At 32.1% G+C, this 14,347-nt stretch carries 13 protein-coding genes; 4 read left to right on the top strand and 9 right to left on the bottom strand.

Features of this window, described 5'->3' with window-relative positions; translation table 11 throughout:
- Position 1: 1 nt before the first annotated feature.
- From DIS18_RS12390 to DIS18_RS12375, 4 genes are read right to left on the bottom strand one after another with little or no spacing between them, the layout of a single operon-like run.
- The gene (locus DIS18_RS12390) at positions 2-1,240 is read right to left on the bottom strand and encodes a DUF1015 domain-containing protein (protein ID WP_109353398.1); all 1,239 of its coding nucleotides are present in this window, start codon (positions 1,238-1,240) and stop codon (positions 2-4) included.
- Positions 1,241-1,861 (bottom strand): M23 family metallopeptidase, encoded by a 621-nt coding sequence (locus tag DIS18_RS12385; protein ID WP_109353520.1) that lies wholly within the window; start codon positions 1,859-1,861, stop codon positions 1,241-1,243.
- A 10-nt stretch (positions 1,862-1,871) separates the two neighbouring features.
- A complete protein-coding gene (locus DIS18_RS12380) occupies positions 1,872-2,759 on the bottom strand; it encodes a 3-hydroxybutyryl-CoA dehydrogenase (protein WP_109353397.1) in 888 nt (295 codons plus the stop codon).
- Between the two features lies 1 nt (position 2,760).
- Positions 2,761-3,720: a Gfo/Idh/MocA family protein gene (locus tag DIS18_RS12375; protein WP_109353396.1), complete on the bottom strand. Its 960-nt coding sequence runs from the start codon at positions 3,718-3,720 to the stop codon at positions 2,761-2,763.
- A 158-nt stretch (positions 3,721-3,878) separates the two neighbouring features.
- Here DIS18_RS12375 and DIS18_RS12370 point away from each other — a divergent pair, with 158 nt between their 5' ends.
- The gene (locus DIS18_RS12370; protein ID WP_109353395.1) at positions 3,879-4,520 is read left to right on the top strand and encodes a protein-L-isoaspartate(D-aspartate) O-methyltransferase; all 642 of its coding nucleotides are present in this window, start codon (positions 3,879-3,881) and stop codon (positions 4,518-4,520) included.
- Between the two features lie 59 nt (positions 4,521-4,579).
- Here DIS18_RS12370 and DIS18_RS12365 read toward each other — a convergent pair whose 3' ends face one another.
- The 3 genes from DIS18_RS12365 to smpB all read right to left on the bottom strand — a co-directional run bounded on the left by DIS18_RS12365 (position 4,580) and on the right by smpB (position 7,572).
- The gene (locus tag DIS18_RS12365; protein WP_109353394.1) at positions 4,580-6,460 is read right to left on the bottom strand and encodes a Xaa-Pro dipeptidyl-peptidase; all 1,881 of its coding nucleotides are present in this window, start codon (positions 6,458-6,460) and stop codon (positions 4,580-4,582) included.
- A gap of 36 nt (positions 6,461-6,496) precedes the next feature.
- Positions 6,497-7,048, bottom strand: a complete 552-nt coding sequence (locus DIS18_RS12360) for a hypothetical protein (RefSeq protein WP_109353393.1) — start codon at positions 7,046-7,048, stop codon at positions 6,497-6,499.
- Between the two features lie 65 nt (positions 7,049-7,113).
- The gene (smpB, locus tag DIS18_RS12355; RefSeq protein WP_109353392.1) at positions 7,114-7,572 is read right to left on the bottom strand and encodes an SsrA-binding protein SmpB; all 459 of its coding nucleotides are present in this window, start codon (positions 7,570-7,572) and stop codon (positions 7,114-7,116) included.
- A 110-nt stretch (positions 7,573-7,682) separates the two neighbouring features.
- On the opposite strand from smpB, the gene DIS18_RS12350 reads away from it, so the two are divergent.
- The 3 genes from DIS18_RS12350 to lpdA all read left to right on the top strand — a co-directional run bounded on the left by DIS18_RS12350 (position 7,683) and on the right by lpdA (position 11,341).
- Positions 7,683-9,284: a S41 family peptidase gene (locus DIS18_RS12350; RefSeq protein WP_109353391.1), complete on the top strand. Its 1,602-nt coding sequence runs from the start codon at positions 7,683-7,685 to the stop codon at positions 9,282-9,284.
- A gap of 69 nt (positions 9,285-9,353) precedes the next feature.
- On the top strand, positions 9,354-9,857 hold the full coding sequence (locus DIS18_RS12345; RefSeq protein ID WP_109353390.1) for an ankyrin repeat domain-containing protein: 504 nt from the start codon (positions 9,354-9,356) through the stop codon (positions 9,855-9,857).
- Positions 9,858-9,940: 83 nt separating this feature from the next.
- Positions 9,941-11,341: a dihydrolipoyl dehydrogenase gene (gene lpdA / locus DIS18_RS12340; RefSeq protein ID WP_109353389.1), complete on the top strand. Its 1,401-nt coding sequence runs from the start codon at positions 9,941-9,943 to the stop codon at positions 11,339-11,341.
- Between the two features lie 87 nt (positions 11,342-11,428).
- Here lpdA and DIS18_RS12335 read toward each other — a convergent pair whose 3' ends face one another.
- Together DIS18_RS12335 and DIS18_RS12330 are read right to left on the bottom strand one after the other, a co-directional pair.
- A complete protein-coding gene (locus DIS18_RS12335) occupies positions 11,429-12,211 on the bottom strand; it encodes a S1/P1 nuclease (RefSeq protein ID WP_109353388.1) in 783 nt (260 codons plus the stop codon).
- 168 nt (positions 12,212-12,379) lie between these two features.
- Positions 12,380-14,092, bottom strand: a complete 1,713-nt coding sequence (locus tag DIS18_RS12330; RefSeq protein WP_109353387.1) for a tetratricopeptide repeat protein — start codon at positions 14,090-14,092, stop codon at positions 12,380-12,382.
- Positions 14,093-14,347 lie beyond the last annotated feature (255 nt).

The raw sequence follows: 14,347 nt of genomic DNA, 5'->3' as shown, positions 1-14,347 counted from the left end.
ATTAAAATTCATAAATAGTTATGCCACTTCTTAATTTAGGCAAAATGTAAGTACTCTTTGGCGGCATAGTTAATCCTTCGTCTGCAATACTTTTTATTTGTTCAATGGTAGCTGGACACATTCCAAAACCTATTTTGAAATCACCATTATCCACACTGCTTTTGATAGTAATCATTTCATGCCTTCCGTTAACATATTCTATGCGATTATCGTGCCTTAAATCATTAATTCCTAAAATGGGTTGCAATATAGTTTTGTATAATAACTCTGCATCAAGTTCATCTAAAGCTGTATTCATTTTGTATCTCGCTTTTCTCAGGTATAAAGAATAAAATTCACCATCTAAATACATACAAAAATGATGCGATTTTGATGGTATGTAAGGTATGTTTCCTCTGTTTTCAATACGATATATTGAATCTAATTGGATTAAAAATTCTTCTTTGGTTAATCCATTTAAATCTTTTATTAAACGATTAAATTCATGAATAACTAAATCAGATTCTGGAATGAGGTAAGTCATAAAGAAATTATACGATTCTTCTCCATTATGATTTGGATTGTTCTTCTTTTCATCTTGATAAAGCAGGTAAGATGAAGCAGACCTATGATGACCATCAGCAATATAAATAGTGTTCATTTTTTTGAACTCATTTTGAATCTGAGAAATGATCTCTTCATTGTCTATTTTCCATAGATAGTGCGTATCTCTGTATGTCATTGTAAACTCAAACTCTGCATGTTTTTTTTGAGTTTCTTTGATGATTGAAGAAACGGTTTCATTATCTGGATAGGTAAGTAGTACAGGTTCTGCATTAAACCCAACTGTTTTTAAATAACTTTTAAATGTTTTTTCACGGGTTGCAATGGTGTCTTCGTGTTTCTTTATGATGTTTTTTTCATAATCTTCAGCACTAGATGCAGCAATTATACCACTGAATTCTTGTCCAAGCCTATTTACAATCTTATAAACGTAAAGTGATGGTTTTTCATCTTGTACAAAAACGCCATCTTCTTTAAATTCTAAATATCTATTTCTTACTAATTTATAGCGTTCTTTTCCTTTAATATCTTGATGATATTTATAGCCAGGATTTACAATATGAAGAAAACTGTACGGATTATAATCCATTCTAGATTCTCGCTCCTCAACAGTATAGCTTTGGTAAGGTCGTGCAGCAACTAAACCTACAATAGCTCTAGTTGGTCTTACTGCTTTAAAAGGTATTATTTTAGCCAATTATTTTCTGTTTTTATTTATAAAGTCAGTTGGATCTAAATACCCTTTAGTTATACTTGAATAACCAGGGCCAATATCTAAATTTATATTATCTCTAATTTCTAAATGAAGATGTGCTAAATAATATCCATTACAATTACCAATTGTTGCAATTTGTTCTCCTTTCTTAATAAATTTGTTATGACTTATTAATATAGAATCACAATGTGCATAAAGGGATTCATATAATTTATTATTATGTAAATGAACAATTCTTATGACTTTACCCCATCCTCCTTTATAATCTTTTACCTCACTAACATAACCATTGGATATAGAATATATTGGATCTCCTAAATCAGTATTACCTCCACCAACACCATTCCAATCATCACCTAAATGATTGTTTTCTTGAAATTTTTGAGCATTATAATAGCCTTTTCCATCAGGTTTGCCTACTGGAAAATCAAAACTATTTGATATATAATTTGTTTTTTTCTTAAATAAAGCATGATAATTAATTTGCGATAGAGGTTTTTCTTCAAAAACCACTTTTTTTTCTAAATCTGTATTTCCTAAGGGATGCTCGATTGTTTTTTTGCACGAAAAAATAAAGAACAAACAGACTAAGTAATAACGCATAAGATTGATATTAAGAAAACTGTTTTGATACTTTCTCAGCTTTTCTACTTTCTGAATAATCATAAAAGCCTTCACCAGATTTAACCCCTAATTTACCCGCTCTAACCATATTTACTAAAAGCGGACATGGCGCGTATTTAGGATTTTTAAACCCATCATACATAACGTTAAGGATTGACAAACAAACATCTAACCCTATAAAATCTGCTAGTTGTAATGGGCCCATTGGATGTGCCATACCTAATTTCATAACCGTATCTATTTCTTCAACACCTGCTACGCCATTGTATAGTGTTTCAATAGACTCATTAAGCATTGGCATCAAAATCCGATTTGCTACAAAACCAGGGTAATCATTTACTTCCACAGGTATTTTTCCTAATGTTTTAGAAAGTTCCATAATGGTATTTGTAACGTCATCACTGGTGTTATAACCTCTTATAATTTCCACCAATTTCATTATTGGTACAGGATTCATAAAATGCATGCCAATAACTTTGTCTGGTCTTGAAGTTACAGCTGCTATTTGAGTTATAGATATAGAAGATGTATTAGTTGCTAGAATTGTATTTTCTTGACAAGCTTCATCTAATTGCTTAAATATATTAAGTTTTAAATCAATATTTTCAGTGGCAGCTTCAACAACTAATTCAACATCATTTACGCCTTCATCAATGCTTGTATAAGTTGTGATATTATTTAAAGTTTGACTTTTATCTGCTTCAGAAATTTTTTCCTTAGCTATCAATCTATCAAGGTTTTTTGTAATGGTAGCAACACCACGTGTAAGTGACGCTTGACTGATATCTATAAGCTGAACTTGAAACCCACTTTGCGCAAAGGTATGAGCGATACCATTTCCCATGGTGCCAGCTCCAATAATGGCTATTTTTTTCATTTTAAAAACAGTTTATTATTTGGGTAGCTACACGTAACGCTTCTGTACCATCATGAAGTGTAACTATAGGAGTTGTATTATTATTTATAGCGTCAGCAAAAGTTTCCAATTCATCCAGAATAGAGTTATTGTCTGGTACTGGAGGGTTATCAAAATATATTTGCTTTTTAATGCCTTCTGCATTTTGTAAAATCATATCAAAATCTCCAGGATTTTCTGGAGCATCTTTCATTTTTACAACTTCACATTTTTTTTCTAAAAAATCAACTGAGATATAGGCGTCTTTTTGAAAGAAGCGTGCTTTACGCATTTTTTTAAGTGAAATTCTACTGGCGGTTAAATTAGCTACACAGCCATTTTCAAATTCTAATCTGGCATTGGCGATATCTGGTGTATCACTTATAACTGAAACACCACTTGCAGAAACACTCTTTACTTTAGATTTAACAACGCTTAAGATAATATCTATATCATGAATCATTAAATCTAGAACCACAGGAACATCGGTCCCTCTTGGGTTAAACTCAGCTAAACGATGTGTTTCAATAAACATTGGTGCGTTTATTTCATTTTTTACAGCAAGATATGCTGGATTAAATCGTTCAACATGACCAACTTGTCCTCGCAAATTATGTTTAGCCAAAAGTTCTCTAATATGTTCTGCTTCCTCAACAGTATTAGTAATTGGTTTCTCAATAAAAATATGCTTGCCTTTTCCTATAGCTTGTTTTGCGCAATCATAATGTGATAATGTTGGGGTAACAATATCAACCATATCTACAGCATCAATTAAAGCATCAATGGAATTGAAAAATTTATATCCAAATTCAGCTTCTACTTTTTTACCGTTTTCTTCATTGGCGTCATAGAACCCAACAAGGTTATATTTTTTAGATTCTTTAAGAAGTCTTAAATGAATTTTACCAAGGTGACCAGCACCAAGAACTCCAGCTTTTAGCATAATTTTTTACGTTTTGAACAAAAGTAAGATATTTAAAAGATGAAGTTAAGAATTAATCTAAAATTTTAGACGATATATTCAGAATAATAAAATCTGAAAAAATAGTTTTTAAGCTTGAAAATCTTTACCTAATTTTAGCAAACCAAACGCCACCAGAATTGAAAGACACTTTTAAGCACCAAGGATTAAGACAGCAATTAGTTAACATATTAAAAAACAAAGGTATAACAGATGCTAATGTTTTAAAAGCTATAGGAAAAATACCAAGGCATTTATTTATGGATTCTAGTTTTTTAGACCATGCTTATCAAGACAAAGCCTTTCCAATTGGTGCAGACCAAACTATATCTCAACCATATACAGTAGCGTTTCAATCTGAATTATTAAAAATAAAATCAGGTGATAAAATTCTTGAAATTGGTACAGGTAGTGGTTACCAAACTGCTGTTTTATGCGAATTAGGGGCCAAAGTTTATAGTATTGAACGCCAAAACGAATTGTTTAAAAAAACGAGTAAGTTTCTTCCTAAATTAGGTTATCGTGCTAAGAAACTCGTTTTTGGAGATGGTTATATTGGTTTGGAAGAAGAAGCACCTTTTGATGGTGTTATAGTTACAGCAGGAGCTCCTTTTGTTCCTAAGCCTTTACTGAGTCAATTAAAAATAGGAGGTAAGCTTGTTATTCCAGTTGGACATGATGTACAAGTAATGACTATGTTTACTAGAAAAGGGCAAAAAGAATTTGAGCAAGAAGAATTTGGAGAATTTAGATTTGTGCCTTTATTGGAGGATAAGAATTAACAAAAAGCCCTTGACTTAGTCAAGGGCTTTTTGTTTTCAATATAATATGAATTTAATGCTTAATCTAAATTTTCACTACCTCCAACAATAGGTAAAGTTAAATGAGTTCCATCTAAATCAATAGTTAATTCTGCACCTGGTTTAGGATGTAAAGTATATTCTTTATCACTAGAAAAAATCATCAAACCAATTTGCTGTCCAGCTTTAATAATTTGATCATCTGGTTGCAAATCAAAAGTAACATCATAAAACTTACCAGGAACTAAGGGTTCACTTTCTCTTATTGATTTATGATTTTGAGGATCTGCCCAACCACGAGTGATAATATTATCAGTAGTTTTTGCTCTTCTACTAGCATTCCACGGAAGTGAAACTAACCAAACTGATAAATTTGCAGCAGGTTTATTACTTGCCAATTTTACAGTGATTTTTGGTACACCAGAAATATGAACCTCTTTTTTAAGTTTTGGAGTTACATATAATAAACGATGACTTGTAATTTCTGCTCGAGCTAAAGCTTCTCCTGAAAATGAGTAATTATCAGTTAATGTTTCTCTACCTTGTTTTTGAGTTTTTATAGTGGTTAAACCACCTGCTTCTGGTGCGCCAGGAGTTAAGTGAAATGTTACAGGTTCTGCATCAGGATTTGGATAATCTTTATAACCAGTTGGAGATTCCATTTTATCATCTTCTCGAACAATCCAAGCTTTATTGGGTTCGTTTTCAATACCATTTTCAATACCGTGCAAATAATGAGTAAACCATTTGTTCATCATACTTATAGGTGGCGGTCCGCCATGTCCGTATTGATGGTAATAAATACCAGTTTCTAAGCCCATTTCTTTCGCTTTTTTATAAATACGGTAGCTATGTTCTGGCATCACATTCCAATCATTAAATCCATGAGACATTAATAATGCTGCTTTCATAGGAGCCATATCGTTTAAGTAATCTCGTCCAGCCCAAAAATCATTATAATCCCCAGTAATTCTATCCATTCCGTTTTTCATTTCAGAATCTCTAACCATAGCGTTACTGTAAGCTCTTTTGTTTTTAAAAGCTTTGGGTATATCAGAATCATTTACTTTTTTAAAGTTATTAATAACAAGAGGCTCTTCGCCACCGCTATGAATATAATCGTAAAGTACATCTATATCTTCACCTAAATAACCACCAGGAGAACGTACTAAACCATTTGAACGGTAATAATGATAGTATGATGTATTTGGAGCAATAGGAATAATAACCTTTAATCCCTCTACACCCGTAGTTGCTGCAGCTAATGGAATTGTGCCATTATATGATGTCCCTGTCATTCCTACTTTTCCAGTACTCCAAAATGCTTTAACTTCCTCATTACCGTAAGGCTCTGTGTAGCCTTTTGCTCTACCACATAACCAGTCAACAACAGCTTTTGGAGCTAATGATTCATTGTCATCACCAACAGTTGGAGATCCTTGTGATAATCCAGTGCCTGGAGATGATGAGTGTACAACAATGTAACCTCTAGGAACCCATTTTTTAATTTGAGAATTTGAAATAATTGGGCGTTCACCTAATCGTTTTACCTCTGGATGCGCACGTTCTTTAGCCGTTTCACCCAATTCATGTTTAACATCCCAAAAAACACCATCAACATCTGGTGCAACTCCAGCGTAATAAGGACTAGATTCATAAATAATAGGTAGTTTTAAGCCTTCGGTATCAGTTTGATATGGTCTTGTAACATCTACATGCACACGGTCTAGTTTTCCATCGCCATCGGTATCAAATTCGGTTTCAACAAATAAATCATGTCTAACCCATTTTTCGGGAGTGTTAAAAGCTTCAACTATTTGAGCTTCACCATCTTTAAAAACAGGTTTAGTAGTTTCTTGTGCTTTAATTTCAAAAGTAAATACTATTAAAAGTATAAATAAAAAGGTTGTTTTTTTTAGCATAATGGATTGAAATTTATATGGTTATATTCTTGTTGTTTAAGGTAAGTATTTTTTTGGGATAGGATTGTCTTTTGTTTCTTGAGACCAATATATATTTATTACCCACCAACGCTTTCCATCATTTAAAAGCTGGATACTATTAATACCTCTCATAAATGGGGTTTCATCACTTTCACTATAAAATGATTCATAAGAACTAAATACCTGAGTAATATTCCCAAAGGTATCAACTTCACGATGTAATTCTTTTTCAAAAAAACCATTTTCAACTAACCATTTTCCTGAACCTTTAATATAATCGTCAGGAGTCATATAACGTACTCTGTAAGTTCCAGATTTATCTTTTCCAGATGGAATCAATTTAGCATCAGGTTTAAAAAGAAACTTAAACTGTTTCCAATTTCGTTCTTCTCCTTTTTCACCAGAAATCACAGCGTATAAAGCTTTTATAGTACTGTCTAAAGTTAAAACAGACGTGCTATCAACTTTAAATTCTTTAGTTTCTATAATTTCTTTTTTAGGTTTTTCTTGAGCTTGTATATTGAATGTTATAACAGCAAGAAGTAGAAATGCTAATAGTTTTTTCATGATAAAGTTTTTAGAATTGTAAAATAGAGAATACTAATAAATTGAAGCGTTAATAAACCCTTAAATTATTTATAAGCTTTTTTGATTCTATCTAAATCGCGCTTATTGTCTCTATCTTTTATATTTTCACGCTTATCATATAGCTTTTTACCTTTCGCTAGAGCAATCTCTAACTTCGCGTAACCTTTATCATTAATGAATAAACGCAATGGAATAATAGTAAGTCCGGTATTTTGAACCTCTTTATTTAATTTTTTGAGTTCCTTTTTGTTTAAAAGTAACTTTCTGGTGGCTTTTGGTTTATGGTTGTAGTAATTACCAAAAGCATATTCTTGAATGGTCATATTCACTACAAATAATTCACCATTTTCACTAAACTCGCAAAAACTTTCAGCAATAGACGCTTTGCTGCTTCTAATCGATTTTATTTCAGTGCCAGTTAGTACAATACCAGCAGTGTACTTGTCTAAAATCTCATATTGAAACCGCGCCTTTTTGTTCTGTATGTTAATGTGTTTTTGCATGAAGCACAAAACTACATAAATTATTCAAAGGATTTTGTTTGATTGTATTCAAAAGTTAAAGAAACATTAATCTGTTTTTAGATATTATAAATACTCCTATTTTAGCTTATATGAATAAAGTTTTTTTATCATTTCTTTTATTGTTTTTATTAGCTTCTTGTAAAAGTGTTAAGAAGCATAATGAGCAAATTACCAAGTTGCATTCAGTTTTTGATTTGCAAGAAGATGTTGACAAGTTGTATAGTCAATTAAAGAAACATCATCCTAAATTATATCAATATACTGCAAAAGAAACTTTAGATTTCAAATTTGATAGCCTTAAGAAATCTATAAGCCAACCTTTAGATTCAAGATCATTTTATAAAAAGTTAGCACCTGTTGTTGCAGAAGTAAAACAAGGGCATGTTTCTGTAGGTTCAGTTAGTAAATGGTTTACAAAAAGAGAGCGGAAAGCACTTAAAAAGAAGAAGTTTGAATTTTACGATTTAGATTTTGAGTATTTAGAAGGAAAACTTTGGGTGAAAGATTATCGAGGAAAAGACTCCACTTTAGTTGGTAAAGAAGTTGTAAATATAAATGATGAACCAGCTTCAAAATTAGTTGAAACATATAAAACTCGCTTTGCTTCTGATGGCTATAACAAAACACTTCATGATAGATTTATATCCAAAGGGTTTTCTGTTTTTTATTATAGAGATAAAGGCTATCTAGATAGTTTAAAAATGACTTTTAAGTCTAAAGATTCGCTGTTTTCAAAAATATTTAGACGTATTGAGAAAGATGAAAAAAAAGAAAAAAATGATAAAGTAATAGATACTGTTTCTTTAGAAAAAGCAAAACCTAAAAAACTAACTAAGGAAGAAAAACAAGCTATTAAACTAGCAAAGAAAAAAAGAAAAAAGGATAACAGGAAATTTGGTTATTTAGGAAAGCGTAAGCAATATACACGCAATTTTAGTTTTAAAGGAAAAGATAGTACAGTAGCTTATATGAAAATCAGAAGTTTTAGTAACGGGCCATATAAAAAGTTTTATAAAGAAAGTTTCGAAAAAATTGAATCAGCTAAAACCGAACATTTTATTTTAGATTTAAGAGATAATGGAGGCGGACGCATTTCAGAAATAGATTACTTGTATTCTTACCTCACAGATAAAGATTACCAGTTTATTGCTGAAAGTGAAGTAAAAACCAGAACCCCATTTTTAAAATCTTTTATGAGTAATACAACACCCAATAGTATTAAAGTTGCCGGTGGCTTATTGTTTCCAATTGTAGCTACTCATAACCTTTTAAAAACAAGAAAGAGGGATGGAAAAATTTACTATAAGTTCAATAAACACAATAAGGTTAAGAAACCTAATAAGCTCAATTATAAAGGTAAAATGTATGTACTTATAAATGGTAATTCGTTTTCGGCCTCATCGTTGTTATCAACACATTTAAAAGCTAATAAACGTGCTACTTTTGTTGGAGAAGAAACTGGTGGCGCATATAACGGAACCGTTGCAGGTATCTATAAATCATATCAATTACCAACATCTAAAGTAAAAGTGCGTATGGGATTAATGCAAATTGAAGCGCCTTATAAACAAACACCTGATGGTTATGGTATTAAACCAGATGTTGAAGTTTTGCAGAATGTTAAAGACAGTCAGTCAGATTTTGACACAGAATTAGAATGGGTTTTAAATGATATTTATAAAAACAATTAACATAAAGCCTTGTTAAACCCAATACTTAAATGATTTTTTATTTTTAGTTTTAATGAAAATCATTTTATTATGAATCGTAAACAGTTTATCAAATCAGTAGGAGTTACTTCACTTATTATACCTGCAATACCATTATTCTCTTTTACAAAACCGCAAGAAGAGCCTCAATTAGATAAGGCTTTAGTCGAAAAATTTGTAGGTGCTTCACATGGTAAATTTGATATTGTTAAGCCCTTATTAGAAGAACATCCAACATTATTAAATGCTGCTCATGATTGGAGACGAGGTGATTTTGAAACAGGACTTGGAGCAGCTTGTCATGTTGGAAATAAAGAAATAGCAACGTATTTACTAAATCGAGGCGCACAAGCTAATATATTTACAATGGCGCTTTTTGGGAAAATTGACTCTATAAAATTAATGCTTGATTTTATGCCAAATTTATTAAATGCAAAAGGACCGCATGGCTATACATTATTGCATCATGCAGAACGAGGTGGTGATGATTCATTAGAAGTAAAAGATTATTTAATTTCTTTAGGTTTAAAAGAAACTAGAATTCCGTTGTATTAAGCTATATTTTTTTATTGCCTTCCCGCAAAACATTCGTATTTTTGGTTTTCGATTTTTAAATAGAAAAACTTCAAAATTATAATATGAATTCATACGATGTAGCCGTTATCGGTTCTGGTCCTGGAGGTTATGTTGCAGCTATTCGTTGCGCGCAATTAGGCATGAAAACTGCCATTATAGAAAAATATTCCACATTGGGAGGTACCTGTTTAAATGTAGGTTGTATTCCAAGTAAAGCACTTTTAGATTCTTCTCATCATTATGAAGATGCTGTAAAGCATTTTGAAGAGCATGGTATTGAAGTACCAGGAGAGGTTAAAGTGAATTTAGAGAAAATGATCGCGCGTAAGCAAGCCGTTGTTGATCAAACTACTGGAGGTATTGATTTTTTAATGAAGAAGAATAAGATTGATGTTTATCAAGGCTTAGGAAGTTTTAAAGATGCCACTCATATTACAATTTCTGGTGAGGAAACTACAGAGATTGAAGCAAAAAACACGATTATAGCCACTGGAAGTAAGCCATCTAATTTGCCATTTATTGAATTAGATAAAGAAAGAATTATTACATCTACAGAAGCTTTAAAGCTTAAAGAAATCCCAAAACACATGATTGTTATTGGTGGCGGTGTAATTGGTTTAGAATTAGGACAAGTATATAGAAGGTTAGGTGCTGAGGTTACCGTTGTTGAATATATGGACAGAATCATTCCTACTATGGATGCTGGTTTATCTAAAGAATTGAATAAGGTTTTTAAGAAAGCTAAATTCAAAATGCAAGTATCTCATAAAGTGAAGTCTGTTACTCGTAAAGGCGATGAGGTTATTGTGAAAGCAGACAATAAAAAAGGTGAAGAAGTAGAGTTTAAAGGGGATTACTGTTTAGTTTCTGTTGGCCGTCGTCCTTATACAGATGGTTTAAATGCCGAAGCTGCAGGTGTAAAATTGGATGACAGAGGTCGAGTGGAAGTAAACGGACATTTACAAACATCTGCTTCAAATATATATGCAATTGGAGATGTAGTTAAAGGAGCAATGTTGGCACATAAAGCTGAAGAAGAAGGTGTTTTTGTAGCTGAAACTTTAGCAGGACAAAAACCACATATTGATTATAATTTAATTCCTGGTGTGGTTTACACATGGCCAGAAGTTGCTGCAGTTGGTAAAACTGAAGAGGAATTAAAAGAAGCAGGAATAGATTACAAAGTGGGGTCCTTCCCAATGCGAGCTTTAGGTAGAAGTAGAGCAAGTATGGATTTAGATGGTTTTGTAAAAATCTTAGCAGATAAAGCAACTGATGAAATTCTAGGAGTGCACATGATTGGAGCACGTGCAGCAGATATGATTGCTGAGGCTGTTGTGGCTATGGAGTACCGTGCTTCTGCAGAAGATGTATCTCGTATGTCTCACGCGCATCCAACATTTACTGAGGCTATTAAAGAAGCGGCTTTAGCGGCTACTGAGGATAGAGCACTGCATATATAAATTCCTGAGAAAGCAGAAATCTGTTAAAACAAAAAGGCTAACTTTTAAATTAAGTTAGCCTTTTTATATTTTATAAGTTATTGCTTTTTAAAACAAATCATTCAAATATTGCGCTAAACGAATGCCAGCAATTTGTAATTGACTTCTAACGGTTTTAAAATTCTTATAAGAATAACGATATCTTAAATTTTCCTCAGGCTTAGCAGAAGCATATACTTTTTTTGTGAGTTCATGTGTTTCATTTACCCAATCAATAACAGATCCTTTTTGAATAGCTTTTACTTGATCTTTTGTTAAAATATCTGCGTTATCAGCTAATTCTGTGTAAGTCATGTCGTATTTCTCAATCATTTCACTATCCCAAACTCTGTGTAAGTTTGAGTCTTCATAATGCCATTGTACTTTAAAATCGTTCCCACCACGGTCTTCTTCTAAGCCAATGTGCATCGGTTGGTGTAAATCGCCAATAAGATGAATTAATAGCTTTAAGTAAAATGCTTTATCATCATCTGAAGATTTCTCATCTTTAATAATTTTTGTACAGTATGCTATCCCAGTTACTAAATCCCCTTTCGGGTTTTTCTTAGAATCTTCATAATTCGCATCAAGAGGCATATTTATATAATGCCAAGTGTAGAATTCATTATAACGTTTATCTGCTTTTATTTCATCAGCAAATGTTGATACAAAGGCAAGTGATTTTCTTTTTAACAAACGTCTTACCTCTCTTTTTGCTTTTCCTTTTAAATAGTTGTCAGCTATTTTTCCAACAACACGATGCCCAGTTTGTCCCCAAAAATCATCAAAAGCATGACTTTTTAGAGGTAATATAAAAATAGCAGAGATAAGAAAAATGTATAGTGATTTCATGTGTTTGTATTTATTGTTTTTTTGATTGTTACATGCAGTTCGCTATAACCATATCATAACGTATTAAAATCTTTAGCATGCTCGATTTATAAACAAAATTTTTGCTAATTTATGAATATCGATAATAATAAACCTATTTAATATACGCCTTAACAAAAGTTTAATGATTTACTGAATTTCATAATCTGCATGCGCCCAACTTTCTGCAATGCGGCCATTCATTATAGTTACTTGCTCAGAATCATTCAGTGCTTTATAAGCTTGTTTTAACCCATGATGTGCCCAACCATTTTTTGGAAATTTTTTTAAATCTTCTTCATATAATTCAATGGCTACTCTGTACTGTCTATTTTTCATTAATATAGGCCCTAAATGATGGCGGATAGAGAAAAACCAATCTGGTGGTTCGTTATAATTTAGAGCATCTTCAATCTCAATAGCTTCTCTTAATAACACAATACTGGCTTTGTAGTTTCCTTCATGCGCAAGAATTTCAGCATCTAAAACTTTTTTTGCAATTTGAACCAAAACATAAACATCATTAATATCCCAAATAGTCACTTCTTTTAAAGTTTCATCTTCTGATAATGCTTCAAGGGCAGTTAATTCTGCTTTAGCTTTAGTTATATTTTCTTTTCCAAGATGCGCCATTCCTTCAGCGTAATGTCGAATAGCTTTTGGGTATTTTAAATCGTATATATCTAACTTCATATCTAGAATTTCATCCCACATTTTAAATTTTACAGCTACATAATAGGGTATGGTATAATAATGTTGTAATGTCCCCCAACCAGGTTCTTTCATAATTTCTGGATATACATGTTTAGATACTTTATTTGCACCTATCATGGCCCAATGTTTATTGCCTTCTAAAGTTGCGGTTGCAGCCATAAAATGATAGTTATGTGGATAGTAACCTAATGGATATGCGCCTTGAGCATGACAATTACTAACATAAGTACTATCTGCTTTTACGGCAGCTATGTTAGATAAAGTGCCTTTATGGTATTCGCCAGTTCTAATATAAGTGTGAGAAGGCATATGTAATAAATGCCCAGATCCAGTAACTAAACCATCATCAAAAACTTTTGCAGATGCATCAGAACGTTCTGGACTACTTGATGCTTCAACTGCATGAATGTAAAAATGATGCGCCCCAGGATGCTTCGGATTTTTTTTAATCAAAGTTTCCAACAGAGAAACTATTTCTGGTGTCCAAGGTTTTGCATCCCCAGCTTTATCATATAAATCCCATGGATGTAAATTCATCATAGACTCTACATATAGCGATGATATTTCAGAATCATCAGGATATTCATTATAGAGCACCTTTAAAGCTTTAGAGTAATCTATATCTAACAGACTTCTATCTTCAGGCGGAACAGGAGCGTAACGCTTAGCCATAGCATCTATAAATTGCTGTTCTTTTTTAGTGGCGTTTTTTGATAATGATTTAGCTTTTTGAATCGCTTTATATGCACGTTCGTAATTATCTGGCTCCATACCAGCATTATAATTAGGGCCCAAAACATATGCAAAACCCCAATAGGCCATAGCACAAGTTGGGTCTAGTTTTGTTGCATAATGAAAAGAACGAGCAGCTTCTGCATGATTAAATGCATAAGCCAAAGCCATACCTTGATTAAAGTATTTTTGAACTAAATCGTTTTCCGTCGTTATGGGGTAATCAATTACGTCATAACCATCTAAAAGAGGTGCAATGTTGTCTTCTTTATACCATTTTGCATCCGTTACTGGTGGCACACAGGCATATTTAGAAGATGATGTTTTGGTAACAATAAGTTCTTCTGTTTGCTTATTCGTTTTTTTACAAGAAAAAAATAGACCTAGGGCGATTAGAGTTAGAATTATTTTTCTCATTATCGTAAATATTTGGTTGTCATTGGTTTGATGAATTACAAGTTACTAATTTTTTTATACCTCTAAAACTATTTTTACTTTAATTGTCTTATATTTAGTAGTTTACGTTTGTTTAGGTTAACTTTAACCATTATCATTAATTAATGTTTAAAAAGACTAATGCGTAAGAAATGCGTATATATAAATGAAAGTTTTTTATGTCAATTAAATAAAATTTTTATTTTTTTGTAATTCATGTGACCTACTAGAAAATCA

The sequence above is a fragment of the Algibacter marinivivus genome (assembly GCF_003143755.1).
GTDB classification, from domain to species: domain Bacteria; phylum Bacteroidota; class Bacteroidia; order Flavobacteriales; family Flavobacteriaceae; genus Algibacter_B; species Algibacter_B marinivivus.
The sequence above is the reverse complement of the archived record's forward strand: the minus strand, read 5'-3'. Positions and strand labels throughout refer to the sequence as shown.